Source organism: Streptomyces sp. NPDC002958 (assembly GCF_055563255.1).
The window spans coordinates 82,553-108,864 of record NZ_JBVHDS010000011.1 but is presented as its reverse complement, the minus strand read 5'-3'; the positions used below and the strand labels follow the sequence as shown (position 1 = coordinate 108,864).

The following is a 26,312-nucleotide window of genomic DNA, read 5'->3' as shown; positions in this document are numbered from 1 at the left end:
CATCCCCCTGGTCACCGTGCCCGCCGAGGCCGCGCACACCCAGCCCCGGACCGGACAAGGACCTCTTCGTCCTGTGGCCCCGCAACCTCAACGCCTCCGACCAGGTACACGGCGAATCACAGACCCTGGCCGAACACCAGGAGGCCGGCTTCAGCAGCGGCCTCTACGGCATCTGGACCGACCCGGTCACCGGCGATCCGATCAAGCAGACAGCGGGTGACGGGCAGGAACGCATCCTGCGCAACACCTCCGGCATCAAGCACGCCGTCGGCCTGCTCATCGAATCCCGTGTCGATGCGCTCACCGGCGCTGAAAAGGCCGATCCGGCACTCAACAGCCGACGTCGCGTCCACTCGCAACTCGCCGCACTCGACTGCCTGTTCGCCTTCACCGAACAACGGCGCGGCCGGATCGAGGCCGCCACCTCCGCATCCCGCGCCGCGGGGTTCAAGGACCGCGGTCCCGTCTATCTCGGTGGCGCCGACAACGAGGCACCCGAAGCCGGCCAGGTCCTCCAGGACCCGCCGTGCGGATACCGGCTCACCAAGGCCCAGTCCGACGATGTCAAGGACGAACTCGCCCTGCACGGCGTCACCTCCCGGCGCGACGGTGACGGAGCGTATGTACCGCTGCGACAGTCGGCCCGGAATCTGATCCCGCTGCTCCTGGACGAGCGGGCGGCATATCACCTCGTAAATGGGCAAGCCGATACCGCTTGTTGATCCCATGAGATGAGCGGGGCGTGTGGTACTGCCTACGGAGAGCGAAATCAGAGCTTCCGTGAAAGGTGCCATTCATGTCGCAGGACGAACAGAGAACGGGTGGCCGGGGGGATCTGCCGGTGACGGCGGGCCTCCCCGGTGACTCGACCCAAGACCGGCACCCCACGACCGACCGGGTGGTGTTCGGAGTCACCGCCGTCCTCACCCTCGCCTTCGTGGCCTGGGGAGCCATCGCCACCGACTCGCTGGAGAAGGTCTCCAGCTCCATGCTCAACGGGCTCATCCACAACGGTGGTTGGGCCTTCGTGCTCGCCGCGTCCGGCTTTGTGGTCTTCGCTCTGTGGCTCGCCATCAGCCGCTACGGGAAGATCACCCTCGGCCAGGAGGGGGAGGAGCCGGAATTCCATACCGTTTCCTGGGTCGCCATGATGTTCAGCGCCGGTATGGGCATCGGCCTGATGTTCTACGGAGTCGGTGAACCCCTCGCCCATTTCACCAGCCCGCCGCCCGGCACGCACCCCGTCGACGCCGCCGAGGCGATGCAGACGGCGATGGCAACCACCCTGTTCCACTGGACCCTCCACCCCTGGGGGATCTACGCCGTGGTCGGCCTGGCCATCGCGTACAGCGCCTTCCGGCGCCGCAGAAGGCAGACGATCAGCGCCGTCTTCGAGCCGCTCATCGGTTCCCGGCGCGCCCACGGCGGTCTCGGCCGGCTGATCGACATCCTCGCCATCTTCGCCACCCTCTTCGGCTCCGCCACATCGCTGGGCCTCGGCGCCCTCCAGATCGGCAGCGGCTTCCATGTACTGCACTGGAAGGAGAAGACCAGTACCGGATTCCTGGTCCTGATCATCGGGGTTCTGACCGTCGCCTTCGTCGCCTCGGCGATCTCCGGCATCGAGAAGGGCATCCAGTGGCTCTCCAACACCAATATGGTGCTCGCCCTGACCCTTGCCGTCTTCGTCTTCATCGCGGGCCCCACCATCATCGTGCTCGACCTGCTGCCCACCTCGATCGCCGCCTACTTCGGCAATCTGGCCCAGCTCGCCGGGCGCACAGAGGCGACGGGCAAGGGCGAAGTGGCCGAATGGCTCGGCAACTGGACCGTCTTCTACTGGGCCTGGTGGATCTCCTGGACGCCCTTCGTGGGCATGTTCATCGCCCGCATCAGCCGCGGCCGGACGATCCGGCAGTTCATCGGCGGAGTCATCCTGGTGCCCAGCACCGTGAGCCTGGTCTGGTTCGCGATCTTCGGTGGCACGGCGATCAAACTGCAGGAGGCCGGCAAGCTCGGCACCGCCGTCACCCAGGAGGCCCAGCTCTTCGGAGTGCTGGAGCAGTTCCCGATCGCCACGGTGATGAGCCTGCTGGTGATGATCCTGGTCAGCATCTTCTTCGTCTCGGGCGCGGACGCCGCCTCCATCGTGATGGGCACGCTCTCCCAGAAGGGCATCCTCGAACCGGCCAAGTGGGTCGTCGTCTTCTGGGGCGTGGTCACCGGTGCGGTGGCGGCGATCATGCTGCTCATCGGCAACGGCAAGGGCGACGCGCTTGCCGGACTCCAAAACCTGACGATCCTGGTGGCCGCGCCGTTCACCCTCGTGATGCTCGGCATGTGTGTGGCGCTGATCCGGGACCTGCGCCAGGACCCGCTGATCGTACGACGTGAGTTCGGCGTGGAAGCCGTCGAATCCGCGGTCATCGAAGGGCACGCGAAGTACGCCGGCGACTTCGAGATCAGGATCGGCCCGGGCGGCAGCCAGATCACCACGAGACTCCACGAGGGCCGGGGCCCGGAAGGCGGCCCCTCCGGCCCGTCGGAGCCGCCGGGCGACTGACGGCGCTCGGCCCTCGACCACATTGCCCCGCCCGAGCGGCGGCCCGCTCTTGGCCTTCAGGGCCCCACCACCCGTACCGAACCAGGACCGGGACCGGCCGGGCTGCTCCGCACGCCTCGGCCGCGATTAGGATCGACACCCTGATGACTGCCACTCTCGTCGCCAAAGACCTCGCCGCCGGACATGGCGACCGCACACTCTTCGCCGGACTCGACCTCGTCGTCGGGCCCGGTGATGTGATCGGTCTCGTCGGAGTCAACGGCGCCGGTAAATCGTCCTTGCTCCGGCTGCTCGCCGGACTCGACCGGCCGGAGGAGGGCGAACTGCGACTCTCCCCGCCGACCGCCACCGTCGGCCACCTCCCGCAGGAGCCGGAGCGCCGTGCGGGGGAGACCGTCCGGGAGTTCCTGGCCCGCCGCACCGGCGTCGCCGACGCCCAGGCCGCGATGGACGCCGCGACGCAGGCCCTTGTCGACGGGGCGCCCGGCGCGGACGACGCGTACTCCGAGACGCTGGAACGCTGGCTGGCGCTCGGCGGCGCGGACCTGGACGAGCGCGCCGAGGAGGTCGCCGCCGACCTCGGGCTGACCGTCGGCCTCGATCTGCCGATGACCGCACTCTCCGGCGGCCAGGCAGCCCGAGCGGGCCTGGCCTCCCTCCTGCTCTCCCGCTACGACATCTTCCTGCTCGACGAGCCCACCAACGACCTCGACCTGGACGGCCTGGAGCGACTGGAGCGCTACGTCTCCGGGCTGCGCGCAGGCACGGTCGTCATCAGCCACGACCGCGAATTCCTGATGCGTACGGTCACCAAGGTCCTCGAGTTGGATCTGGCCCAGCAGCAGATCAATCTGTACGGCGGCGGGTACGCGGCCTACCTGGAGGAGCGCGAAAGGGCTCGTCGGCACGCCCGTGAGGAATTCGAGGAGTACGCCGACAAGCGCGCCGCCCTCGAAGGCCGCGCGCAGATGCAGCGCGGCTGGATGGACAAGGGCGTCAAGAACGCCCGCCGCAAGGCCACCGACAACGACAAGATCGGCCGCAAGTTCCGCAGCGAGTCGAGCGAGAAGCAGGCCGCGAAGGCCCGGCAGACCCAGCGCATGATCGAACGGCTCGATGTCGTCGACGAGCCGCGCAAGGAGTGGGAACTGCGGATGGAGATCGCCGCCGCACCCCGTTCCGGCTCGGTCGTCGCAACGCTGCGCGAAGCGCACGTCGTACGGGGCGACTTCCGCTTCGGCCCGGCATCCCTGCAGATCGACTGGGCGGACCGGGTCGCCATCACCGGTGCCAACGGAGCAGGCAAGTCCACCCTCCTCGCCGCACTCCTGGGCCGCCTCCCGCTGGACGCGGGCCACGCGACGCTCGGCTCGGGCGTGGTGGTCGGAGAGGTCGACCAGGCGCGCAAGCTGTTCCACGGCACGGAGTCGCTCCTGGAGGCGTTCTGCGCGGCCGTACCCGACACCGAACCGGCCGAAGTCCGTACGCTGCTCGCCAAGTTCGGTCTGCGCGCGGACCATGTGATGCGTCCCGCGACGACCCTCTCCCCGGGCGAACGCACGAGGGCGGCACTCGCCCTTCTTCAGGGCAGGGGCGTCAACCTCCTCGTGCTGGACGAGCCGACGAACCACCTCGACCTGCCGGCGATCGAGCAGCTGGAATCGGCGCTCGACTCGTACACCGGGACGCTGCTGCTGGTCACGCACGACCGGCGGATGCTCGAAGCCGTCCGCACGACCCGGCGGGTCGAGGTCACCGACGGCAAGGTCACGGAGACCGGCTGACCGCGAGGGACCGTCCGTCCCGGATGCCGTGACGGACGGGTCCGTCACGGTCCCGGAAAGGGGCCGCCTCAGAGCCCTGTCGGGTGACGCCGGCGGTGTCGCTCGGTCGCCGGGGGATGGGGGCAGGCAGGCATCGTGAGCCGTCGAAGAACGCGCCTCGGTCCCGGGAGCGGGGCGGGTCCGGCGGGGTGCCACCCTGCCGCGACCCGCCCCGCCCGCAGCCTCAGCGCTTTCTGCCGCCGTGATCAGGACCCATCAGGCCTGCCCGTCGCAGCGCATCCGCCATCGCACTGTTCGCCGGCGCCGCGGCGGCCTGACGCGAGCCGCCCGCACCCGCACCGCCACCACCGCGCCGGTCACGGCCCTGTCCGCCCTGCCCCTGACGCTGCCTCGGCGGACGGTCGCCCTGCCCGCCTCGTTCCCGCTTCTGGCCAGCACCTTCCGCGGTTTCGTCGTCCAGCCGCAGCGTCAACGAGATCCGCTTACGCGGAATGTCGACGTCCATGACCTTGACCTTCACGATGTCGCCCGGCTTCACGACATCCCTCGGGTCCTTCACGAACGTCCGCGACATCGCCGACACATGCACCAGGCCGTCCTGGTGCACACCGATGTCGACGAACGCACCGAACGCCGCGACATTGGTGACGACACCCTCCAGCACCATCCCGGACGCCAGATCGCCGATCTTCTCGACGCCCTCCTTGAAGGTGGCCGTCTTGAACGCGGGACGCGGGTCGCGCCCCGGCTTCTCCAGCTCCTTCAGGATGTCGGTGACCGTCGGCAGACCGAACTTCTCGTCCACGAAGTCGTCGGCCCGCAGCGTCCGCAGCACACTCGTGTTGCCGATCAGCGAGGCGACGTCACTGCCCGTGCGTTTCACCATCGCCCGCACCACCGGGTACGCCTCCGGGTGCACGCTCGACGCGTCCAGCGGATCGTCGCCCCGGATGCGCAGGAAGCCGGCACACTGCTCGTACGCCTTCGGTCCCAGCCGCGCCACATCCTTCAGCGCCTTCCGCGATCGGAAGGGACCGTTCGCATCACGGTGCGCGACGATGTTCTCCGCGAGCCCGGAACCGATCCCCGATACCCGCGAAAGCAGCGGCGCCGAAGCGGTGTTGACATCGACACCGACACCGTTCACACAGTCCTCGACAACCGCGTCCAAGGAGCGCGACAGCTTCACCTCGGACAGGTCGTGCTGATACTGGCCGACCCCGATCGACTTCGGGTCGATCTTCACCAGCTCTGCGAGGGGGTCCTGCAGCCGCCGCGCGATCGATACGGCGCCGCGCAACGACACGTCCATGTCGGGGAGTTCCTGCGAGGCGAAGGCCGAAGCCGAGTACACCGACGCGCCCGCCTCCGACACCATCACCTTGGTGAGCTTCAACTCCGGGTGCTTGTCGATGAGTTCACCGGCGAGCTTGTCGGTCTCGCGGGACGCCGTGCCGTTGCCGATCGCGATCAGGTCGACGTCATGGGCCTTCGCCAGCTGCTCCAGCCTGGCCAGCGACTGGTCCCATTTGTTCGCCGGGACGTGCGGGTGGATGACATCCGTCGCGACGACCTTGCCGGTCGCGTCGACGACGGCGACCTTCACCCCCGTACGGAAACCGGGGTCGAGCCCCAGCGTGGCCCTCGTGCCGGCCGGCGCGGCCAGCAGCAGATCGCGCAGGTTCGACGCGAAGACGCGTACCGCCTCGTCCTCCGCCGCCGTACGCAGCCGCAGCCGCAGATCGATGCCGAGGTGCACCAGGATCCGGGTCCGCCAGGCCCAGCGCACGGTGTCGCCGAGCCACTTGTCGCCCGGGCGGCCGCGGTCGCTCACCCCGAAGTGGCGGGCGACCATGTTCTCGTACGTCGAAGGGCCGGGCGTCTGGGACGGCTCCTCCGGCTCCAGGACCAGATCGAGCACGTCCTCCTTCTCACCCCGCAGCATCGCGAGCACCCGGTGCGAGGGCAGCGCGGTGAACGGCTCCGCGAAATCGAAGTAGTCGGCGAACTTCGCTCCTGCCTCCTCCTTGCCGTCCCGCACCTTGGCTGCCAGCCGCCCGCGCGACCACATGCGCTCACGCAGCTCACCGATCAGATCGGCGTCCTCCGAGAACCGCTCGGTGAGGATGGCGCGGGCCCCCTCCAGAGCCGCCGCACCGTCCGCGACGCCCTTGTCGGCGTCGACGAAGGCGGCGGCAGCGGCCAGCGGTTCCACGGACGGGTCGCCGAGCAGGCCGTCGGCGAGCGGTTCGAGCCCCGCCTCCCGCGCGATCTGCGCCTTCGTGCGCCGCTTGGGCTTGAACGGCAGATAGATGTCCTCGAGACGCGCCTTGGTGTCGGCGGCCCGGATCCGGGCCTCCAGCGCCTCGTCCAGCCTGCCCTGCTCGCGTACGGAGTCGAGGATCGCCGTACGACGGTCCTCCAGCTCCCGCAGATACCGCAGCCGCTCCTCGAGCGTGCGCAGCTGCGCATCGTCGAGCATCTCGGTCGCTTCCTTGCGGTAGCGGGCGATGAACGGCACGGTCGACCCGCCGTCGAGCAGCTCGACGGCCGCCTTCACCTGTCGCTCGCGTACGCCGAGCTCCTCGGCGATCCTGCCTTCGATGGACGTCGTCACGGTTCTACCGACTCGCCTTCTCGTACGGGCTGTACTGGCTGTGCTTACCGGGGCGGGGCCCCTTCGCCTGCATTGTGCCGGGTGGTCGGGCGCCGTGTCGCCCGACCACCCCAGTTGCCCGCCGGTCGGCGCACTCAGCCCTTGCCGATCAGGTCGGCAGGGAAGGCACCCGCCGAGGCCGCCGTGAGCAGGAAGCCGCGCGCCAGCTCGGTCAGCCGCGCCACGCCCTCCTCACCCAGATGCTCGTAGGGGGCCCGGTCCATCCGGTCCGTGGCGTCCTCCAGATCCTCCCGCAGTGCGACGCCCGCCTCCGTCAACTCGCCCTCACCGTCCAGGAGTCCACGCCCACGCAGTCGCTCGGTTGCCTCCTCCCAGTCGCTGCGGCGCCAGCCGCGGGTGGTCAGGACCCAGCGCGGGGACATTCCCTTGCCGGTCGCGGTATGGCTGACCAGGGCCTCCACTGGGTCGAGACCGGCGGCGAGGAGAGCGGCGAGATGGCCGTCGCCGCGGTGCTCGCGCAGCAGCGTGCCGGCGTGCCAGTACGCCAGATGCGGCTGCTCGGGCACCGGAAGATCGGCATGGGCGGCGTAGAGCGGCCGGGCGTGTCGGGTGCACGCCTCGGCGGCACGCAGCGCCAGCCCGGCAGCCTCGGCCAGTTCGGGTGAGGCGATGATCTCCTCGCCCAGCAGCCGGCGCAGCGTGGAGTCGGCGGCGCGCAGCCGGGCGTCCAGGACCGCCTGCGGCGAGGTGATCGACCACACGGCGGGCAGGTGCCGGGCGATGAGGTCGTGGTTGAAGTTGTAGAAGGCCGCCGTGACCGTGCCGGGGCCGACGGCGCCCAGTGCCGCCCCGCGCGCGACGAAGTAGGCGGCGTTCGAGTCCTCGATGCCGAGCTCCGCGAGCTCCTTGCCGAGGTCGGGGGAGAAGTAGACCGTCGAGTGCAGCGGGTTGATGGCGTTGTGGCAGCGGCGTCCGGCGCGCGGTGGCAGAGTGCTCATACCGGAAGGTTACCGACTGGTCGGTACGTCTCGTAAGCCCGGGACGACATCCAATTGCGCGCCATGGCCGTACAACTGCTGACCGAGTACGATCCGCAGCCGCCGTACGACGCGGGCTCACCGGCGAAGGCCCCGGCGGCACTGGTCGAGGAGTTCCGCACCGAGAGCCGCTTCCTCCTTCAGCAGACGCAGGTCAGCGCGGCCCTGCCGGCCAGGTGAAGCACGGTGCGCGCCGCTCCAGAAACGCGGCGACACCCTCCGCGGTGTCGCCGCTGCGGCGCGCCTGCTCCGCCCAGTACGCGTCCCGGTCCTCGCGCCCCGTGGCGAACTCCTTCGCCGCCGCCTGGGTCAGCCGCGAGCGCGCCGCCACAGTCCGTACGTACGAATCGACCCGCTTGTCCAGCTCACCGGCCGGCAGCACCTCGTCCACCAGACCGGTCCGCAGCGCCCGCGCGGTGTCGATCAGCTCGCCGGAGAAGAGCAGATGCTTTGCCGTGGCCGGGCCGGTCAGCGCCACCAGCCGCCGGGTCGACGACGCGGCGTACACGATCCCGAGCTTGGCCGGTGTCACGCCGAACGACGCACCCTCCTCGGCGAACCGCAGATCGCAGGCGGTCGCGAGCTGGCTGCCGCCCCCCACGCAGTAGCCGCGGATCGCCGCGAGCGTCGGCCGGGGGAACGCGGCCAACGCCTCCTCAGCAGCCACAGCGAGCGCCTGCGGATCGCCCGCCGGATCGCGGAGCGAGGAGATGTCCGCTCCGGCGCAGAAGGTGTCCCCGGCGCCCGTGAGCACCAGCACCCGGACCGCCGGGTCGGCGGCCAGCCGCTCCAGCAGACCGGGCAGCGCGCTCCACATCGCGGCTGTCATCGCGTTGCGTTTGGCGGGGTTGCTGATGACGACAGTGGCGACACCGTCCGCGACGGTGTGCTCCAGCCGGGGTTCCGTACGGTCCATGCGCCGGATGCTATCCGTACGGTTCGAACCTATGATCAAGAAGGGGTCGCCGAACAGGCACGCACCGTGAGGAGCTTCCCGTGGCCGACACCGATCCCGAAGCCGAGGGCAAGAAGCTGAGCCGCAGTTTCGGCTGGCTGGCCCTGCTCGGCGCCCTTCTCGTCCTGGCCGGTCTCGTCGGACTCGTCTACACCGGCGTCGCGACGCTCACCTCGATGCTCCTCTTCGGCTGGCTGCTGCTGATCGGCGGCCTCGTGGGACTGCTCCACGCCATCGAATCCCGCGGAACCAACTTCTTCTGGCTCGCCGTCGTGGTGGCCGCGCTGAACATCGCCGCCGGAGTCGTCGTCATCCGCCATCCGCACGGCACGGCCGAGGCGCTGACCATGTTCGCCGCACTGCTCTTCCTGACCGGTGGGGTGTTCCGGCTGGTGGGCAGTGTCGTGGTGCGTGGGCCGCAGTTCGGCTGGACGCTGGTGCAAGGAGCCTTCGGCCTGCTGCTGGGGCTGCTGGTGCTCTTCGACTGGCCGCACAGCAGCCTCTACGTACTCGGCCTCTTCTTCTCGCTGGCGCTGCTCTTCGACGGGCTCGGCCTGATCGCGATCGGGGTCGGCGGCCGCCGTATCGTCTCCATGGTCTCGGATCAACAGGCGACCGGGGAGCTGCCGGACACGCCCACCGGGGAGGATCAGGACCGGTCCGAGAACTGAAGCGTTCGTGCTGGTCCGGTCAAATCCTGTCGATAAAAGTCGATTTTTATTCAGTAGCACGGACCGGACCGACTATGCCCCGCACTCTGTACTCGACGTGCAGTCCCCACCGAGTCGAGAGCGGGTACCGGACTATGGAGAGCCGCGGGAGTGTCCCCGCCCGGCCCGTGTCGTACGAGGGAGTCTGGCGGTTCACCGCCCCGGCTGTGGACGTCTCCGTACCGCAGGCCAGGCACGCCGTACGTGATCTGCTGAACCGCCAGGGCGTGCCGATGGACGACGACATCGCCGAGGGCCTGCTGCTCATCGTCTCCGAGCTGGTCACCAATGCCGTGAAGCACGCGGCGCTGCTCTCGCCGGAGCTCGCCGTCGAGGTGGCCGTCGGTGCCGCATGGGTCAGGGTGTCCGTGGAGGACAACCACCCCTACCGGCCGACGGCCCTGGAGACGGACTACGCGCAGACCGGCGGGCGCGGCCTGCTGCTGGTCCGGGAGATCACCCGGGAAGCCGGCGGCGCCTGCGATGTGGAGCACACCGCAGGCGGCGGAAAGATCATCTGGGCGGCGCTGCCGCTGAGCCCGCAGCCCTGACCACCTGCCGAGGCTCCCGGTGCCGTCGGTCCGTCACCAGCCGGCGGACGGTCCGGTCAGCTCCCTGATGGCCGGCCGGGCGGCATCCAGCACCGTCATGAACCAGGCCGAGAACGGCGCCCGCGCATGCCGTTCCGCAAGCTCATCGGCCGTCACGAACGCGGTCTCGCCGACCTCCTCCGGGTCCGGGGCCGGTTGCTCCTGCGCCATTCCCACGAAGAGATGATTGAACTCCTGCTCCACCAGACCGGAGGCCGGGTCGGGGTGGTTGTAGCGGACCGTGCCCGCCTCGGCCAGCAGGGAGGGCGAGACCCCCAGCTCCTCGTACGTACGCCGGGCTGCGGCGGCGAAGGGCGCCTCACCCGGGTAGGGGTGGCCGCAGCAGGTGTTCGACCAGACACCGGGGGAGTGGTACTTGCCGAGCGCGCGGCGCTGCAGCAGCATCCTGCCCTGCTCGTCGAAGAGGAACACCGAGAAGGCCCGGTGGAGTTGACCGGGTGGCTGATGGGCGGAGAGCTTCTCCGCCGTACCGATGGTGGTGCCGTTTTCATCGACCAGTTCGAGCATGATCGCTTCTGCTGTGCCGTTCGACGAGCTGTTCGCCGCGGTGGCTGGTGTGGTCGGCATACCCATCCTTCGCTATGGTCCCGGCCTCGTGCGCCGGTCCCGTCGAGTCTGCTCAAGTCTGCCGTACAAAAGCCGCTTGTCCGCACTTCGGGTCCTGGCATGTCCGGCCCCGCAGCACCACGGGGTGCGGCGGGGCCGGACGGCACGTCAGACGCCGAAAGCCGCCGGGTAACGGATCGTGCCCCGCGGCACCGGCACGGAGTCGTCGAGCACCAGAGCCATCATCGATGCGTCCGGCACGTCGAAGCCCGGCCGGATGCCGAACCGGGACGCCGGTACGAAACCGAACTTCGGGTAGTACCCGGGATGGCCGAGCACCAGGACGAGCGATTCGCCCTGCAGCCGGGCCGCGTCGAGCACGGACCGCACCACGGCCTGCCCGGCACCCTGCCGCTGCCGGTCCGGGGCCGTCGCCACCGGGGCCAGCGCGAGAGCCGGCGCGTCCCCGACCCGGCACCGGGTCAGCAGCGCGTACGCCGCGATGTCCCCGTCGGGGCCGTCCAGCGCGACGTGTCCGAGGCCGGGCAGCCAGGCCGCCGGATCGGCGCGCAGCGCGTCGACGAGAGCGGCTTCGTCCGGCGTCGGGAACGCGGCAGCGTTGACCGTGCGCACGGCCGCCACGTCAGCCGCCGTCTCCGCCCGGGTTGTCCAGCGGGGGTCGGCGGGGCGCAGTCCGCAGCCCAGATCCAGCACGCGCGGACGGCGCGGCAAAGGGCCGGAGAGCTCCAGCAGCTGCCGGGTGGTGGCATCGGAGCCTGGGCTCCGCTGGGGCAGGGTGTGATGCAGCGAGAAGAACGCCTCAAAACGGACGGCGTGATCATTGTCGGTCAACGTGGGAACCCTTGTGTGCGAGGGCTCCGGCCAACGTGTCGACCCGGTGCGAGCCGGGGTGCTAGCCGAGAACCCGGGAGATGAGGAAGGACCGGATGCTGCGCCGGGCAGGCGCCGTCGCGACGGTCATCGACCTCAGCTCCTCTCGCGGACACGGGGAGGCTCATACGCCTCGCCGAACACCCTACACGGCTCTCCTGAACGGCAGTTCAGTGGCAGAGCTTGGCCTCGTGCTCGGCGTGGCCGCTCGGCTCCAGCTGGAATGTGCAGTGCTCCACGTCGAAGTGGACCCCGAGGCAGCCCTGCAGTTCATGGAGCAGCTTCTCGTGACCGATCGAGTCGAGCATGTCCTGGCGCACCACCACATGGGCGGAGAGCACCGGCATCCCCGACGTGATCGTCCAGGCATGCAGATCATGGACGTCCAGCACCCCGGGCAATGCGGTGATGTGGGCCCGCACCTCACCCATGTCGATGCCCTTGGGCGCCGCTTCCAGCAGCACATTGATCGTTTCCCTGAACAGCTTCACCGTACGGGGGACGATCATCAGGCCGATCACCAGCGAGGCGATCGGGTCGGCGGCCTGCCAGCCGGTGGCCAGGATGATTCCTGCCGAGATCAGCACGGCGAACGAGCCGAGCGTGTCCGCGAGCACCTCCAGATAGGCGCCGCGCACATTGAGGCTGTCCTTCTGCCCGCGGATCAGCAGCGACAGGGAGACCATGTTGGCGATCATGCCGACCAGGGCGAAGGCGATCGTCAGCCCGCCCCTGGTCTCGGCCGGGGTGATGAAGCGCTCGATCGCCTCGAAGAGCAGAAAGCCGCCCACGCCGAGCAGCAGCAGACAGTTGGCCAGGGCAGCGAGGATCTCGGCGCGGGCGAAACCGAAGGTGCGGTTGAGCCCGGCAGGGCGGTTGGCGAAGTGGATCGCCAGCAGCGCCATGCCCAGCCCCAGGGCGTCGGTCGCCATATGGGCCGCGTCGGCGATCAGGGCGAGGGAGCCGGAGAGCAGTCCGCCGACGATCTCCATGGCCATCACGGTGAGTGTGATGCACAGCGCGATCCGGAGCCGTCCCTTGTACGCGGCGGCTGCCGTGCCGGTGGGCGGCGGCCCGCCGTGTGTGTGCCCGTGGTCGTGCCCTGCCCCCATGGGGACGCCTCCCGGTCGTCTCGCGGGCTCGGACGCGATCAGCCCGAGCAATGCCAGTGAACTACGGGTGGGGGGTATCGGGCAACACGGTACTGAACACCGTTGTCATATGCCCTGACCTGCGGAAATGTCCGCAGGTCAGGGCGCCGTGGCGATCACAGATGGCTCAGTTGCCGACTGTCTCGGGATGATGCAGGCGCCAGCCTTCCCAGGCCGACTCGACCATTTCGCGTACCCCGCGCCGGGCCGTCCAGCCCAGCTCCTCGGACATCCGGGCGGCGGACGCGACGGCCTTCGCCGCATCGCCGGGGCGGCGCGCGTGGACCTCGGGCCCAATCGGGCGGCCGCTGATCTCGCCCACCAGATCGGCGAGCTCACGCACCGAGACGCCCTCGCCGCGGCCGATGTTCACCGTCAGGTCCCCGGCGCCCTGCCCGGCCAGCTTCCGGGCGACGGCGAGATGCGCGTCGGCGAGGTCCGCGACATGGATGTAGTCGCGGATACAGGTGCCGTCGGGTGTCGGATAGTCGGCACCGAAGATCCGGGGAGGCTCGCCGCGGGTCAGCCGGTCGAAGAACATCGGAATCACATTGAAGACGCCCGTGTCCGACAATTCCGGCGCGGCCGCGCCGGCCACGTTGAAGTAGCGCAGACAGCCGGTGGACAGGGAGTGCGCCCTTCCGGTCGCCCGGACCAGCCACTCCCCGGCGAGCTTCGTCTCACCGTACGGATTGATCGGGACGCAGGGAGTGTCCTCGGTGATGAGTTCCACATCCGGTACGCCGTACACCGCGGCCGAGGACGAGAGCAGGAAGCGTCGCACACCGGCGGCGACGACGGCCTCCAGGAGGACGGTCAGCCCGGCCACGTTCTCCCGGTAGTACAGCAGCGGCTTCTCGACGGACTCGCCGACCTGCTTCTTCGCTGCGAGATGCACCACACCCGTCACGGCATACCGGTCCAGTACCCGGTCCAGCAGCGCACGGTCGGCGGTCGAGCCCCGGACCAGCGGCACATCGGCCGGGAGCCGCTCGGCGAAACCGGTCGAAAGGTCATCGAGCACGACCACCCGCTCACCGGTACCAGCCATGGACCGCACCACGTGTGCACCGATATATCCCGCTCCGCCTGTGATCAGCCATGTCATGCGGGTCAGCCTAGGTCCACGCCATCGCGTTTTGGCAGCTGAGGCGGGGATCGACGATGATGATCGCGGACGGCGCCGCATGATGCCGGTCCACCCCGAACGGAGCACAAACGGGCAGTGAACTCCCGCTTCCGTTCATCCGATAGCCTCTGCCGACATGCCGCCGGCCCGCTTGTGGGCCGCACTGTCGCGCGCCGACCCCCGTCAGCACCAAGGAGTGAGTTCGTCTGTCGACCGCCATCCTCACCGGTGCGCCGGTACCCGGATCGTCGCTCGTGGACGATCTGCGGTCACTGGGCTTCGACGTACAGAGCGCCGCCGATGTGTCCGAGGCAGCACAGCTGCTCTCGACCGTCCCCGCCGACCGCCGCGTCGCACTGGTCGACCCCCGTTTCGTCGGCCATGTCCATGCCCTCCGGCTCGGACTGACCGACCCGCGCTTCCCCGCTGCCACCGTGCCCGGTGCGCTCACCGCGCAGCCTCAGGCACGCTCCGCGCTCGTCCGGGCCCTGAGCGCCACCGCCGCCGCAGTCGGCGCGGGCGTCCCCACCGGCCCGGTCGCGTCCGAGGCGCCGGTCGCCGACCGCACCGTGCCGGGCCGCCTCGCCGTCACCATGGACGCCGAGGGCACCGCTGTGCAGCGCCCCGAGCTCGGCTCCCTGGTCGCCGCCGTGCCGGTGGACGACGCGGCGCGCACCACCGCGCAGAGCGCCGTTGCCGCGGTCGATGACGAGTCGGTGCGGCTGCGCAGCGCGGTGAAGGCCCATGACGGCTTCTTCACCACGTTCTTCATCAGCCCGTACTCCCGCTACATCGCCCGCTGGTGCGCGCGCCGCGGCCTCACCCCGAACCAGGTCACCACCGCATCCCTGCTCACCGCGCTGATCGCGGCGGGCAGCGCGGCGACCGGTACCCGCGGCGGCTACATCGCCGCCGGACTGCTGCTGCTCTTCTCCTTCGTCCTGGACTGCGCCGACGGGCAGCTCGCCCGGTACTCGCTCCAGTACTCGACGATGGGCGCCTGGCTGGACGCCACCTTCGACCGGGCCAAGGAGTACGCGTACTACGCGGGCCTCGCGCTCGGCGCCGCCCGCGGCGGTGACGACGTATGGGCCCTGGCCCTCGGCGCGATGGTGCTCCAGGCCTGCCGCCATGTCATCGATTTCTCGTTCAACGAGGCGAACCATGACGCGGTGGCCAATTCGAGCCCCACCGCAGCCCTCTCCGACAGGCTCGACAGCGTCGGCTGGACGGTCTGGCTGCGCCGGATGATAGTGCTGCCGATTGGCGAGCGCTGGGCGATGATCGCGGTGCTGACCGCGGTGACCACACCCCGGATCGTCTTCTGTGCACTGCTCATCGGCTGCGCCTTTGCCGCCTGCTACACCACCGCCGGCCGCCTGCTGCGTTCACTGACCCGCAAGGCGGAGCGCACCGACCGTGCCGCCCGGGCACTCGCCGACCTCGCCGACTCCGGTCCCGTCGCCCAGATCGTCGCGGCACGGGGCCCCCGGATCAGGGGCGCCTGGAGCGCACCGGTGACCGCGCTCGTCGGCGCGGGGGCACTGATCGCCGCCGCTCTGCAGCAGCCGTTCGGCAGCAAGCAGATGATCTTCGCCGCAGTGTTCTACGCGATCTGCTCGGGGATAGCCGTGGCCCGCCCGCTCAAGGGCGCCCTCGACTGGCTCGTACCCCCGATATTCAGGGCGGCGGAGTACTGCACCATCCTCGTTCTCGCCGCCCGCAGCGATGTCGCGGGAGCCCTTCCCGCAGCCTTCGGACTGGTCTCGGCCGTCGCCTACCATCACTACGACACCGTGTACCGCATTCGCGGCGGTACCGGCGCGCCGCCCCAATGGCTGGTACGCACGATCGGTGGGCACGAGGGCCGCACCCTGGTGGTGGCCGTACTCGCCGCCGTATTCGCTCAGCATTCAGCGTTCACCGTGGCACTCACCGCTCTCGCGGTGGCTGTGGCACTGGTGGTGCTCGTGGAGTCCATCCGCTTCTGGGTGTCCTCCGGAGCACCCGCCGTACACGACGAAGGAGAACCCGCATGATCGGCCTCGTACTGGCAGCCGGTGCAGGACGGCGTCTGCGCCCCTACACCGACACGCTTCCGAAGGCTCTCGTGCCTGTGGGTCCTGAACAGGACGGTGCCGCGAAGACGGTCCTGGACCTGACGCTGGCGAACTTCGCGGAGATCGGCCTCACCGAGGTCGCCGTCGTCGTCGGGTACCGCAAGGAAGCCGTGTACGACCGCAAGGCCGAGCTCGAGGCGAAGTACGGCGTGACCCTCACCCTGATCGACAACGACAAGGCCGAGGAGTGGAACAACGCCTACTCCCTGTGGTGCGCCCGTGACGTCCTGACGCGCGGCGTCATCCTGGCCAACGGCGACACCGTCCACCCCGTCTCCGTGGAGAAGACCCTGCTCGCCGCCCGGGGCAACGGCCAGAAGATCATCCTCGCCCTCGACACGGTGAAGCACCTCGCCGACGAGGAGATGAAGGTCGTCACCGAGGGCGACAAGGGTGTGCGACGCATCACCAAGCTGATGGACCCGGCGACCGCGACCGGTGAGTACATCGGTGTCACCCTCATCGAGCCGGAGGCCGCCGCGGAGCTCGCCGACGCCCTGAAGGCGACGTTTCAGCGTGACCCCGACCTCTACTACGAGGACGGCTACCAGGAGCTCGTGAACCGCGGCTTCACCATCGACGTGGCCCCCATCGGCGAAGTGGCGTGGGTCGAGATCGACAACCACGACGACCTCGCGAAGGGCCGTGAGATCGCGTGCCAGTACTGACCCGGCTCATCCCGTCGCCCGTCGTCGTCGACATCCGTCGCGGCGCCCTGGACGATCTGGCCGGTCTCCTCGCCGACCAGCGGATCTCCGCCTCCGGCAAGCTCGCCGTCGCGATCAGCGACGGTTCGGGGCGTGGGCTGCGCGAGCGGCTGGCCCCCGCGCTGCCCGGCGCCCACTGGTACCCGGTCACCGACGGCACCCTCGACTCGGCCGTCAAGCTCGCCGACGAAATCAAGGGCAACCGGTACGACGCCGTGGTCGGCCTCGGCGGCGGCAAGATCGTCGACGTGGCGAAGTACGCCGCGGCGCGTGTCGGCCTGCCCATGGTCGCGGTGGCGACGAACCTCGCCCACGACGGTCTCTGCTCTCCGGTCGCGACACTGGACAACGACAACGGCCGGGGCTCCTACGGAGTCCCCACCCCGATCGCCGTCGTCATCGACCTCGACATCGTCCGCGAGGCACCGGCCCGCTTCGTGCGTTCCGGCATCGGTGACGCGGTCTCCAACATCTCCTGCGTGGCCGACTGGGAACTCGCCCACGAGGTCAAGGGCGAGGAGATCGACGGGCTCGCGGCGGCCATGGCCCGGCAGGCCGGCGAGGCGGTGCTGCGCCACCCCGGTGGGATCGGCGACGACGCCTTCCTCAAGGTGCTGGCCGAAGGCCTCGTGCTGACCGGTATCTCCATGTCGGTCGCCGGGGATTCCCGGCCGGCCTCGGGTGCCTGCCACGAGATCAACCACGGCTTCGATCTGCTGTACCCCAAGCGTGCGGCCAGCCACGGAGAGCAGGTCGGCCTCGGCGCCTGCTTCGCCATGCATCTGCGTGGTGCGCGCGAGGAGTCGCTGCTCATGGCGCTCACCCTGCGCCGCCACGGTCTGCCCGTCCTGCCCGAAGACATCGGTTTCACCGCCGACGAGTTCGTCCGGGCCGTCGACTACGCCCCGCAGACCCGTCCGGGACGCTTCACGATCCTGGAACACCTCAACCTGTCCACCGACCAGATCAGGGACGCGTACGCCGACTATGCAGAAGCCATCCATAGCTGAACTCCGTCCGGTCGTGCACCCTCCGGGTGTGAAGGACCGGCGTAGCGGCGAGCACTGGGCTGGTCGGCTCTACATGCGCGAGCTCTCGCTGCGTGTGGACCGCCACCTGGTGAACACCAAGGTCACCCCCAACCAGCTGACCTACCTGATGACGGTCGCTGGTGTGCTCTCCGCGCCGGCCCTGCTCGTGCCTGGCATTCCCGGTGCACTGCTCGGGGTCTTCATGGTCCAGCTCTACCTCCTGCTCGACTGCGTCGATGGCGAAGTGGCCCGCTGGAAGAAGCAGTTCTCCCTGGGCGGTGTCTACCTGGACCGGGTGGGCGCGTACCTGTGCGACGCGGCCGTGCTGGTCGGCTTCGGCCTGCGCGCCGCCGACCTGTGGGGCTCCGGACGGATCGACTGGCTCTGGGCCTTCCTGGGCACTCTCGCTGCCCTCGGCGCCATTCTGATCAAGGCCGAGACCGATCTGGTCGGGGTCGCACGCCACCAGGGCGGGCTGCCGCCGGTCCAGGAGGCCGCGTCGGAGCCGCGCTCGTCCGGCATGGCACTCGCCCGCCGGGCCGCCGGGGCGCTCAAGTTCCACCGGCTGATCCTCGGCGTCGAGGCGTCCTTCGTCATCCTGGTGGCGGCCGTCCTCGATGCGGTCAGGGACGATCTGTTCTTCAGCCGTCTCATGGTCGCGGTCCTGGCCGGCATCGCGCTGCTGCAGACCCTCCTGCACCTCGTGTCGATCCTGGCGTCGAGCAGGCTGAAGTGAGTACCCCCATGAAGCTCGGTGCGGTCATCATCACGATGGGCAACCGCCCCGAAGAGCTGCGCGCCCTCCTCGATTCGGTCGCCGAGCAGGACGGCGACCGGATCGAGGTGGTGGTCGTCGGCAACGGCGCCCCCGTACCGGACGTCCCCGCGGGTGTGCGGACCATCGAGCTGCCCGAGAACCTCGGCATCCCCGGTGGACGCAACGTCGGGATCGAGGCCTTCGGCCCGTCCGGCGCCGATGTGGACGCCCTGCTCTTCCTCGACGACGACGGACTGCTGCCGCTCACCGACACCGCAGAGCTGTGCCGGCAGGCGTTCGAGGCCGACCCGGAGCTGGGCATCATCAGCTTCCGTATCGCCGACCCCGACACCGGTGTCACCCAGCGCCGCCACGTGCCGCGGCTGCGTGCCTCCGACCCGATGCGCTCCTCGCGCGTGACGACCTTCCTCGGCGGCGCCAATGCCGTACGCACCAAGGTCATCGCCGAGGCGGGGCCGCTGCCCGGCCAGTTCTTCTACGCGCACGAGGAGACCGATCTCGCCTGGCGGGCACTGGACGCCGGCTGGATGATCGACTACCGCGCGGACATGGTCCTCAACCATCCGACGACCGCCCCGTCGCGGCACGCGGTGTACCACCGCATGGTGGCCCGCAACCGGGTCTGGTTGGCCCGGCGCAATCTGCCCGTGCCGCTGGTCCCTGTCTACCTCGGTGTGTGGCTGCTGCTGACCCTGCTGCGCAAGCCCTCCGGGCCGGCCCTGAAGGCTTGGTTCGGAGGCTTCCGGGAAGGCTGGTCCACGCCGTGCGGAACCCGCCGTCCGATGAAGTGGCGCACAGTATGGCGGCTGACCAGACTCGGCCGACCTCCCGTGATCTGAGAAGCTCTCCTCTGAGAGCATGGAACGTACGTTTTCTCCACGGGACCTGTCCGCTCCGAGCCGCGCCCGCGAGTGGCTGCGCATCTTGAATACGAGAGTTTCATCTGGTGAGTGACACAACCCCCCATGATGGTGCGGTCGCACTGAGCACCCCATCATCCGCCGACGGCGGCCTGAGCTCGGCCGAGCTGGCCGCCAAGTACGGCCTGACGGTGAGCGGCGCCCGGCCAGGGCTCTTCGAGTACGTCCGGCAGCTCTGGGGCCGCCGCCACTTCATCATGGCGTTCTCCAGAGCGAAGCTGACCGCCCAGTACAGCCAGGCGAAACTCGGCCAGCTGTGGCAGGTGGCCACCCCGCTGCTCAACGCTCTGGTCTATTACCTGATCTTCGGGCTGATCCTGGGCACCAGGAAGGGAATGACCCAGGAGGTCTTCATCCCGTTCCTGGTGACCGGCGTCTTTGTCTTCACCTTCACCCAGAGCTCGGTGATGGCCGGTGTGCGGTCCATCTCGGGCAACCTGGGACTGGTCCGGGCGCTGCACTTCCCGCGTGCCTCGTTGCCCATCTCGTTCGCGCTCCAGCAGCTTCAGCAGCTGTTGTTCTCGATGATCGTGCTCGCGATCGTAGCCGTAGCCTTCGGCAGCTATCCGACTCTCTCCTGGCTGCTGATCATCCCGGCGCTGGCCATGCAGTTCCTGTTCAACACCGGCCTGGCACTGATCATGGCCAGGCTCGGCAGCAAGACCCCCGACCTCGCCCAGCTGATGCCGTTCGTCATGCGGACCTGGATGTACGCGTCGGGCGTCATGTTCTCCATCCCCGTGATGCTCGAGGACAAGCCGGACTGGATCACCGACGTGCTGCAGTACAACCCGGCGGCCGTCTACATGGACTTGATCCGCTTCGCGCTGATCGACGGGTACGGCTCGGAGAACCTGCCGGCGCATGTCTGGATCGTGGCGCTCGCCTGGGCGGTCCTCGTCGGCGTTGTGGGCTTTGTGTACTTCTGGAAGGCAGAGGAACGGTACGGCCGTGGCTGACGACAACACTCCGGGGCGTGTCCCCACCGTCATCGCCGACGATGTGCACATCGTGTACCGCGTCAATGGCGCTGGCGGAGGCAGGGGCAGCGCCACCGCTGCGCTGAGCCGGATACTGCGCCGCGGCAAGGGCGAGCCGCGCGGGGTGCGGAAGGTCCACGCCGTCCGTGGTGTCTCCTTCACCGCCTACCGCGGCGAGGCCATCGGCCTCATCGGGACCAACGGCTCCGGCAAGTCGACCCTGCTGCGGGCCATCGCCGGACTGCTGCCGACCGAGCACGGCAAGGTGTACACCGACGGCCAGCCGTCGCTGCTCGGCGTGAACGCGGCGCTGATGAGCGATCTGACCGGCGAGCGCAATGTGGTGCTCGGCGGCCTCGCGATGGGTATGTCGCGCGAGGAGATCCGCGAGCGCTACCAGGACATCGTCGACTTCTCCGGCATCAACGAGAAGGGCGACTTCATCACGCTGCCGATGCGGACGTACTCCTCCGGCATGGCCGCCCGTCTGCGTTTCTCCATCGCCGCCGCGAAGAACCATGACGTCCTCATGATCGACGAGGCGCTGGCCACCGGTGACCGCAAGTTCCAGATCCGCTCCGAGAAGCGCATCAGGGAGCTCCGCAAGGAAGCGGGCACCGTCTTCCTGGTCAGCCACAGCAACAAGTCCATCAGGGACACCTGCGACCGGGTGCTGTGGCTGGAGAAGGGCGAGCTGCTGATGGACGGTCCGACGGACGAGGTCCTCAAGGCGTACGAGCGCGAGACCGGCAAATAGTCGATCTCCCGGTCCCGTGGCACCGAGGCGGCCTCCGCCGGAACTCTCCGGCGGAGGCCGCCTCGGTGCTCGGATCGTGGACTCCCGCGGCGCCCATCGCGCCGGCGGCATGCCCTGCACAAGATCTCCTCCCGTCGGATGACGTCAATTTCCTTGCGCGCGGGGAAGGTTGGCGGGGCAGGGTGCATTGTTCTTCTGCGGGTAACACCCCGACGTATCGATGAGGGTTGTACAACGTAAGCTGTACCAGTGCTGATTCGTTGCAAGTGGGGCGATACCGCCTGGCCATACGGCCTGTAGGCGTCCTCCGCACTCGGTAGAGCGGGCGGCGTGTCCGGAATGGGATGTTTTGGGTCAGCAGTGTAGAACGGGAGATGTGACGGCAATGACGGAAAATCTCCAGCTCCGAGGTGCTCACGCCGTCCCAGCGCCGGGCGGTCCGAGGTGACCCGTACCCGGCAGGCGCATCCCGATGCCGCCGTGCCCAGCACCCTCGACAAGGCGGCGGACGAGAATTTCCCCGTAGCTCCCTTCTTTCTGCCGCGCGCCTGGCGCGACGACCTGATGGCCGTCTACGGCTACGCCCGCCTGGTCGACGACATCGGCGACGGCGATCTCGCCCCCGGTGGCGAGGACGCCCGCCACCTCGGTCTCGACCCCGCGCAGACCGAGGACCGGCTCGCCATGCTCGATGCCTTCGAGGCTGATCTGCACCGGGTCTTCGACACCACGGGCGACGGCCCGCACCACCCCCTGCTGCGCGCGCTGCGCCCCACCGTGCGGCGCTGCGCGCTCACCCCCGAGCCCTTCCTCGGCCTCATCGAGGCGAACCGGCAGGACCAGAAGGTCCGCCGCTACGGGACCTACGAGGAGCTCGCCGCCTACTGCGAGCTCTCCGCCAATCCCGTGGGTCGTCTGGTCCTGCAGATCACCGGAACCGCCAGCCCTGAACGCATCCGCCGCTCCGACGCCGTCTGCACGGCCCTGCAGATCGTCGAGCACCTCCAGGACGTCACCGAGGACCTCGGCCGCGACCGGATCTACCTGCCCGCCGACGACATGGCACGGTTCCATGTCCGTGAAACCGATCTGGCCGCCCCCGCGGGGGGCGCATCGGTGCGGTCACTGGTTGCGTACGAAGCGGAACGCGCTCGGGAACTGCTGGATGAAGGCACCCCTCTGGTGAGTAGCGTCCACGGCAGGCTCAAGCTGCTTCTCGCCGGATTCGTGGGAGGGGGGCGTGCCGCCCTCACCGCGATCGCGGCCACCGGGTTCGACGTACTGCCCGGACCGCCCAAGCCCACCAAGCCCAGCCTGCTGCGCGAAGTGGGAGTTGTCTTGCGAAGAGCGCGTAGAGAGGGGTGAGCCTGACCATGGAGGGACAGACGACGTATATGTCGGCACCGGTACAGGCCGCGTACAGTTACTGCGAGGTGGTCACCGGACAGCAGGCGCGTAACTTCGCGTACGGCATCAGGCTGCTGCCGGCCGAGAAGCGACAGGCCATGTCGGCGCTGTACGCCTTTTCCCGTCGTGTCGACGACATCGGTGACGGCGAGCTGGAGCCGGAGATCAAGCGGACCCGCCTGGAAAGCACCCGCACGCTCCTGGACCGGATCAGGAACGGCGAGATCGAGGAGGACGACACCGACCCGGTGGCCGTCGCGCTCGCCGACGCCGCGCGCAGATTCCCGCTCCCGCTCGGCGGGCTCGACGAACTCATCGACGGCGTGCTGATGGATGTGCGCGGTGCGACATACGAGACCTGGGACGACCTCAAGGTCTACTGCCGCTGTGTCGCGGGCGCCATCGGCCGCCTCAGCCTGGGCGTCTTCGGTACGGAACCGGGCGCTCCCGGCGCCGACCGCGCCGCGGAGTACGCCGACACGCTCGGCCTCGCGCTCCAGCTGACCAATATCCTGCGCGACGTCCGCGAGGACGCGGGCAACGGGCGTACGTATCTGCCCGCCGACGACCTCGCCAAGTTTGGCTGCTCGGCCGGTTTCCACCGGGCCACCCCGCCGCCCGGCGCCGACTTCGCGGGCCTGGTCCACTTCGAGGTCCGGCGCGCCCGCACCCTGTTTGCCGAGGGGTACCGGCTGCTGCCGATGCTGGACCGGCGCAGCGGCGCCTGTGTCGCGGCCATGGCGGGCATCTACCGGCGGCTGCTCGACCGGATCGAGCGCGACCCCGAGGCGGTGCTGCGCGGCCGGGTCTCGCTGCCGGGCCACGAGAAGGCGTATGTCGCGGTGCGTGGACTCTCGGGTCTCGATGCGCGACACATCTCCCGGCGGACGGCCAGGGGGCGTGTCTGATGCGCCGTACGGACATCCCGCGCACCATGTGCATCACGGACACGCGTTTCGATCAGTGGTCAACCCCCTGGTGTGCTGACGCGTCCTTTACTGAAGTGACCCTGCGAAAGGAGGGTGCATGACGGACGACGCCCTGCGTTCCTCCCGCGCGGTTGTGATCGGCGGCGGACTCGCCGGTATCACCGCCGCTCTGCGTCTCGCCGACGCCGGGCTTGACGTGACCCTGCTCGAAGGGCGGCCCCGACTCGGCGGACTCGCCTTCTCCTTCCGTCGCGGTGAACTGACCGTCGACAACGGACAGCATGTCTATCTGCGCTGCTGCACCGCCTACCGCTGGTTCCTCGACCGCGTCGACGGGACACGTCTGGCACCTCTGCAAAGCCGTTTGGACGTGCCCGTTCTCGATGTCGGCCGTCTCTCGGGCCCCCGGCTGGGACGGCTGCGCCGCAACGCACTGCCGGTGCCGTTCCACCTCGCCGCGGGACTCGCCGGCTATCCGCATCTCTCGCTCACCGAGCGGGCGAGCGTCGGACGCGCCGCACTGGCGCTGGGCCGCCTGGACCCCGACGACCCCGCGCTCGACGCCACCGACTTCGGTAGCTGGCTCGCCCGGCACGGTCAGTCGCAGCGCACCATCGAGGCACTCTGGGACCTGGTCGGCGTCGCCACGCTCAACGCCACCGCGCCCAACTCCTCGCTGGCCCTCGCCGCGAAGGTCTTCAAGACCGGACTCCTCTCCGAGCCCGGCGCCGCCGACATCGGCTGGGCGAGCGTGCCGCTCGGCGAGGTGCACGACACGCTGGCCCGCAAGGCCCTCGACTCCGCCGGGGTACGCACCGAGCTGCGCACGAAGGCCTCCTCGGTCACCCGTACGGAGGATGGCTGCTGGATCGTGGACACCGGCAGCGAACGGATCGAGGCGGAGAGCGTCGTCCTCGCCGTCCCGCAGCGCGAGGCCCACGACCTGCTGCCCGAGGGCGCGCTCGACGAGCCGGAGCGGCTGCTCGACATCGGCACCTCGCCGATCCTCAATGTGCATGTCGTCTACGACCGCAAGGTGCTGCGCCGCCCGTTCTTCGCCGCGCTCGGCTCCCCTGTCCAGTGGGTCTTCGACCGCACGGACGCCTCGGGTCTCACCGGACCCGGGCAGTACCTCGCGGTGTCCCAGTCCGCGGCCGACGAGGAGATCGACCTCCCGGTCGCCGCGCTGCGAGAGCGCTACCTGCCCGAGCTGGAGCGGCTCCTTCCGGCCGCCCGCGGGGCCGGTATCAGGGATTTCTTCGTCACCCGGGAGCGTGCGGCGACCTTCGCCCCCGCCCCCGGCGTCGGCCGTCTGCGGCCCGGAGCCCGCACCCGTGCCCCCGGCCTCGGTCTGGCCGGAGCTTGGACGGCCACCGGCTGGCCCGCGACGATGGAGGGTGCCGTCCGCAGCGGGTTCAGCGCAGCGGACGCCGCACTCCGGGCGCTCGGCCGCTCCCATGAACATCCGCTGCAGGAGGCGGCATGAGCAGTACCACCGGAACAAGAGGAGAGTCAGTGACCCCGGCGAATCCGGCTTTCGACACCGTGGCCGACACCACGGACGTCACCGCGCTTCTGGAGCGCGGACGGGCCCTTTCCACGCCGGTGCTCCGGGCCGCCGTTGACCGGCTCGCACCGCCCATGGACACCGTCGCCGCCTACCACTTCGGCTGGATCGACGCCCAGGGACGGGCCTCCGTCGGCGACGGCGGCAAGGCCGTGCGCCCGGCGCTCGCCCTGCTGTCCGCGGAGGCGGCCGGAGCCGCCGCCGAGGCCGGCGTCCCCGGAGCCGTGGCCGTCGAACTCGTGCACAATTTCTCGCTGCTGCACGACGACCTGATGGACGGCGACGAACAGCGCCGCCACCGCGACACCGTCTGGAAGGTGCACGGCCCCGCTCAGGCGATCCTGGTCGGCGACGCGCTCTTCGCGCTCGCCAACGAGATCCTTCTGGAGCTCGGCACCGTCGAGGCGGGCCGGGCGGCCCGCCGGCTGACCGTCGCCACCCGCAAGCTCATCGACGGGCAGGCCCAGGACATCTCCTACGAGCACCGCGAGCGGGTCACCGTCGAGGAGTGCCTGGAGATGGAGGGCAACAAGACCGGCGCCCTGCTCGCCTGCGCCTGCTCCATCGGCGCGGTCCTCGGTGGCGCCGACGACCGTACCGCCGACACCCTGGAGGCGTACGGCTACCACCTCGGCCTCGCCTTCCAGGCCGTCGACGATCTGCTCGGCATCTGGGGCGACCCCGAGTCCACCGGCAAGCAGACCTGGAGCGATCTGCGTCAGCGCAAGAAGTCCCTGCCGGTCGTCGCCGCGCTCGCTGCGGGCGGACCGGCCTCGGAACGTCTCGGCGAACTGCTCGCCGCCGACGCCAAGAGCAGTGATTTCGACAGCTTTTCCGAAGAGGAGTTCGCCGCCCGCGCGGCGCTCATCGAGGAGGCGGGCGGCCGCGAATGGACCGCGCAGGAGGCCCGTCGACAGCATGCGGTCGCCATCGAGGCACTGCACCGGGTCGACATGCCGCAGACCGCTCGGGCGCAGCTCACAGCGCTCGCGGACTTCGTCGTCGTACGAAAGAGATGATCACCATCTGCTCCATATGACTCGCAGTCGCCGGCCGGTGCCCGTCCGGGCGCCGGCCGACGGAGACCCCAGCACAGCAGAGGACCACACTGCACGAAGGGGA

22 protein-coding genes and 2 pseudogenes are annotated in these 26,312 nt (G+C 69.5%); 17 read left to right on the top strand and 7 right to left on the bottom strand.

The window, feature by feature from the left end; genetic code table 11:
- Positions 1-44 precede the first annotated feature (44 nt).
- The 3 genes and pseudogenes from ACZ3IC_RS20845 to ACZ3IC_RS20835 form a co-directional block, all read left to right on the top strand.
- Positions 45-722: pseudogene (locus ACZ3IC_RS20845) on the top strand (M14 family metallopeptidase); the annotation flags it as partial.
- A gap of 74 nt (positions 723-796) precedes the next feature.
- On the top strand, positions 797-2,563 hold the full coding sequence (locus tag ACZ3IC_RS20840) for a BCCT family transporter (RefSeq protein WP_467418063.1): 1,767 nt from the start codon (positions 797-799) through the stop codon (positions 2,561-2,563).
- Positions 2,564-2,706: 143 nt separating this feature from the next.
- Positions 2,707-4,347: an ABC-F family ATP-binding cassette domain-containing protein gene (locus ACZ3IC_RS20835; protein WP_467418061.1), complete on the top strand. Its 1,641-nt coding sequence runs from the start codon at positions 2,707-2,709 to the stop codon at positions 4,345-4,347.
- A gap of 223 nt (positions 4,348-4,570) precedes the next feature.
- Here the strand turns inward: ACZ3IC_RS20835 and ACZ3IC_RS20830 are convergent, their stop codons facing one another.
- Together ACZ3IC_RS20830 and ACZ3IC_RS20825 are read right to left on the bottom strand one after the other, a co-directional pair.
- Positions 4,571-6,964, bottom strand: a complete 2,394-nt coding sequence (locus ACZ3IC_RS20830) for a Tex family protein (protein ID WP_467418059.1) — start codon at positions 6,962-6,964, stop codon at positions 4,571-4,573.
- Between the two features lie 134 nt (positions 6,965-7,098).
- On the bottom strand, positions 7,099-7,962 hold the full coding sequence (locus ACZ3IC_RS20825) for an SCO6745 family protein (protein ID WP_467418058.1): 864 nt from the start codon (positions 7,960-7,962) through the stop codon (positions 7,099-7,101).
- A gap of 63 nt (positions 7,963-8,025) precedes the next feature.
- Here ACZ3IC_RS20825 and ACZ3IC_RS20820 point away from each other — a divergent pair, with 63 nt between their 5' ends.
- Entirely contained in the window at positions 8,026-8,181 is a 156-nt protein-coding gene (locus ACZ3IC_RS20820) for a hypothetical protein (protein ID WP_467418176.1), read from the top strand.
- Here the strand turns inward: ACZ3IC_RS20820 and ACZ3IC_RS20815 are convergent.
- Positions 8,156-8,917 (bottom strand): enoyl-CoA hydratase/isomerase family protein, encoded by a 762-nt coding sequence (locus ACZ3IC_RS20815; protein ID WP_467418057.1) that lies wholly within the window; start codon positions 8,915-8,917, stop codon positions 8,156-8,158. The genes ACZ3IC_RS20820 and ACZ3IC_RS20815 overlap by 26 nt on opposite strands.
- A gap of 80 nt (positions 8,918-8,997) precedes the next feature.
- Between ACZ3IC_RS20815 and ACZ3IC_RS20810 the strand changes: the two genes are divergently transcribed.
- Both ACZ3IC_RS20810 and ACZ3IC_RS20805 read left to right on the top strand, forming a co-directional pair.
- On the top strand, positions 8,998-9,627 hold the full coding sequence (locus ACZ3IC_RS20810; protein WP_467418056.1) for an HdeD family acid-resistance protein: 630 nt from the start codon (positions 8,998-9,000) through the stop codon (positions 9,625-9,627).
- Positions 9,628-9,761: 134 nt separating this feature from the next.
- Positions 9,762-10,217 (top strand): ATP-binding protein, encoded by a 456-nt coding sequence (locus ACZ3IC_RS20805; protein WP_467418054.1) that lies wholly within the window; start codon positions 9,762-9,764, stop codon positions 10,215-10,217.
- A gap of 33 nt (positions 10,218-10,250) precedes the next feature.
- Here the strand turns inward: ACZ3IC_RS20805 and idi are convergent, their stop codons facing one another.
- From idi to galE, 4 genes and pseudogenes are all read right to left on the bottom strand, one after another.
- Positions 10,251-10,844, bottom strand: a complete 594-nt coding sequence (gene idi / locus ACZ3IC_RS20800; RefSeq protein WP_467418052.1) for an isopentenyl-diphosphate Delta-isomerase — start codon at positions 10,842-10,844, stop codon at positions 10,251-10,253.
- A gap of 147 nt (positions 10,845-10,991) precedes the next feature.
- Positions 10,992-11,516: pseudogene (locus tag ACZ3IC_RS20795) on the bottom strand (GNAT family N-acetyltransferase); the annotation flags it as partial.
- Between the two features lie 368 nt (positions 11,517-11,884).
- On the bottom strand, positions 11,885-12,826 hold the full coding sequence (locus ACZ3IC_RS20790; RefSeq protein ID WP_467418051.1) for a cation diffusion facilitator family transporter: 942 nt from the start codon (positions 12,824-12,826) through the stop codon (positions 11,885-11,887).
- Between the two features lie 166 nt (positions 12,827-12,992).
- Positions 12,993-13,973: a UDP-glucose 4-epimerase GalE gene (gene galE / locus ACZ3IC_RS20785; RefSeq protein WP_467418049.1), complete on the bottom strand. Its 981-nt coding sequence runs from the start codon at positions 13,971-13,973 to the stop codon at positions 12,993-12,995.
- Positions 13,974-14,248: 275 nt separating this feature from the next.
- Between galE and ACZ3IC_RS20780 the strand changes: the two genes are divergently transcribed.
- From ACZ3IC_RS20780 to ACZ3IC_RS20730, 11 genes are all read left to right on the top strand, one after another.
- Positions 14,249-16,033 carry a DUF5941 domain-containing protein gene (locus tag ACZ3IC_RS20780; RefSeq protein ID WP_467418048.1) on the top strand — a complete coding sequence of 595 codons (1,785 nt, stop codon included), beginning with the start codon at positions 14,249-14,251 and terminating at the stop codon, positions 16,031-16,033.
- A complete protein-coding gene (locus tag ACZ3IC_RS20775) occupies positions 16,030-16,782 on the top strand; it encodes a phosphocholine cytidylyltransferase family protein (RefSeq protein WP_467418046.1) in 753 nt (250 codons plus the stop codon). Before ACZ3IC_RS20780 ends, ACZ3IC_RS20775 begins: the two co-directional genes overlap by 4 nt.
- Positions 16,770-17,831: an iron-containing alcohol dehydrogenase family protein gene (locus tag ACZ3IC_RS20770; protein ID WP_467418045.1), complete on the top strand. Its 1,062-nt coding sequence runs from the start codon at positions 16,770-16,772 to the stop codon at positions 17,829-17,831. The genes ACZ3IC_RS20775 and ACZ3IC_RS20770 overlap by 13 nt, the downstream gene beginning before the upstream one ends.
- On the top strand, positions 17,809-18,588 hold the full coding sequence (locus tag ACZ3IC_RS20765) for a CDP-alcohol phosphatidyltransferase family protein (protein WP_467418044.1): 780 nt from the start codon (positions 17,809-17,811) through the stop codon (positions 18,586-18,588). Before ACZ3IC_RS20770 ends, ACZ3IC_RS20765 begins: the two co-directional genes overlap by 23 nt.
- Positions 18,589-18,596: 8 nt before the next feature.
- Complete coding sequence (locus tag ACZ3IC_RS20760; RefSeq protein WP_467418165.1) at positions 18,597-19,469, top strand: glycosyltransferase family 2 protein; 873 nt, start codon at positions 18,597-18,599, stop codon at positions 19,467-19,469.
- Positions 19,470-19,576: 107 nt separating this feature from the next.
- The gene (locus ACZ3IC_RS20755; protein ID WP_467418042.1) at positions 19,577-20,509 is read left to right on the top strand and encodes an ABC transporter permease; all 933 of its coding nucleotides are present in this window, start codon (positions 19,577-19,579) and stop codon (positions 20,507-20,509) included.
- Positions 20,502-21,287: an ABC transporter ATP-binding protein gene (locus ACZ3IC_RS20750; RefSeq protein ID WP_467418040.1), complete on the top strand. Its 786-nt coding sequence runs from the start codon at positions 20,502-20,504 to the stop codon at positions 21,285-21,287. The genes ACZ3IC_RS20755 and ACZ3IC_RS20750 overlap by 8 nt, the downstream gene beginning before the upstream one ends.
- Before the next feature lie 444 nt (positions 21,288-21,731).
- Positions 21,732-22,652, top strand: a complete 921-nt coding sequence (gene hpnC, locus ACZ3IC_RS20745; protein WP_467418038.1) for a squalene synthase HpnC — start codon at positions 21,732-21,734, stop codon at positions 22,650-22,652.
- 8 nt (positions 22,653-22,660) lie between these two features.
- The gene (hpnD, locus tag ACZ3IC_RS20740; RefSeq protein WP_467418036.1) at positions 22,661-23,602 is read left to right on the top strand and encodes a presqualene diphosphate synthase HpnD; all 942 of its coding nucleotides are present in this window, start codon (positions 22,661-22,663) and stop codon (positions 23,600-23,602) included.
- Between the two features lie 118 nt (positions 23,603-23,720).
- On the top strand, positions 23,721-25,109 hold the full coding sequence (gene hpnE / locus ACZ3IC_RS20735; RefSeq protein WP_467418034.1) for a hydroxysqualene dehydroxylase HpnE: 1,389 nt from the start codon (positions 23,721-23,723) through the stop codon (positions 25,107-25,109).
- Positions 25,106-26,209, top strand: a complete 1,104-nt coding sequence (locus ACZ3IC_RS20730) for a polyprenyl synthetase family protein (protein WP_467418033.1) — start codon at positions 25,106-25,108, stop codon at positions 26,207-26,209. Before hpnE ends, ACZ3IC_RS20730 begins: the two co-directional genes overlap by 4 nt.
- The last annotated feature ends 103 nt before the right edge of the window (positions 26,210-26,312 follow it).

Coding starts and splice junctions, on each gene's coding strand:
- ACZ3IC_RS20840 (WP_467418063.1), top strand. CDS start 797: ATGTCGCAGGACGAACAGAGAACGGGTGGCCGGGGGGATCTGCCGGTG.
- ACZ3IC_RS20835 (WP_467418061.1), top strand. CDS start 2,707: ATGACTGCCACTCTCGTCGCCAAAGACCTCGCCGCCGGACATGGCGAC.
- ACZ3IC_RS20825 (WP_467418058.1), bottom strand. CDS start 7,962: ATGAGCACTCTGCCACCGCGCGCCGGACGCCGCTGCCACAACGCCATC.
- ACZ3IC_RS20820 (WP_467418176.1), top strand. CDS start 8,026: ATGGCCGTACAACTGCTGACCGAGTACGATCCGCAGCCGCCGTACGAC.
- ACZ3IC_RS20815 (WP_467418057.1), bottom strand. CDS start 8,917: ATGGACCGTACGGAACCCCGGCTGGAGCACACCGTCGCGGACGGTGTC.
- ACZ3IC_RS20805 (WP_467418054.1), top strand. CDS start 9,762: ATGGAGAGCCGCGGGAGTGTCCCCGCCCGGCCCGTGTCGTACGAGGGA.
- idi (WP_467418052.1), bottom strand. CDS start 10,844: ATGCCGACCACACCAGCCACCGCGGCGAACAGCTCGTCGAACGGCACA.
- ACZ3IC_RS20790 (WP_467418051.1), bottom strand. CDS start 12,826: ATGGGGGCAGGGCACGACCACGGGCACACACACGGCGGGCCGCCGCCC.
- galE (WP_467418049.1), bottom strand. CDS start 13,973: ATGACATGGCTGATCACAGGCGGAGCGGGATATATCGGTGCACACGTG.
- ACZ3IC_RS20775 (WP_467418046.1), top strand. CDS start 16,030: ATGATCGGCCTCGTACTGGCAGCCGGTGCAGGACGGCGTCTGCGCCCC.
- ACZ3IC_RS20765 (WP_467418044.1), top strand. CDS start 17,809: ATGCAGAAGCCATCCATAGCTGAACTCCGTCCGGTCGTGCACCCTCCG.
- ACZ3IC_RS20760 (WP_467418165.1), top strand. CDS start 18,597: ATGAAGCTCGGTGCGGTCATCATCACGATGGGCAACCGCCCCGAAGAG.
- hpnD (WP_467418036.1), top strand. CDS start 22,661: ATGGAGGGACAGACGACGTATATGTCGGCACCGGTACAGGCCGCGTAC.
- hpnE (WP_467418034.1), top strand. CDS start 23,721: ATGACGGACGACGCCCTGCGTTCCTCCCGCGCGGTTGTGATCGGCGGC.
- ACZ3IC_RS20730 (WP_467418033.1), top strand. CDS start 25,106: ATGAGCAGTACCACCGGAACAAGAGGAGAGTCAGTGACCCCGGCGAAT.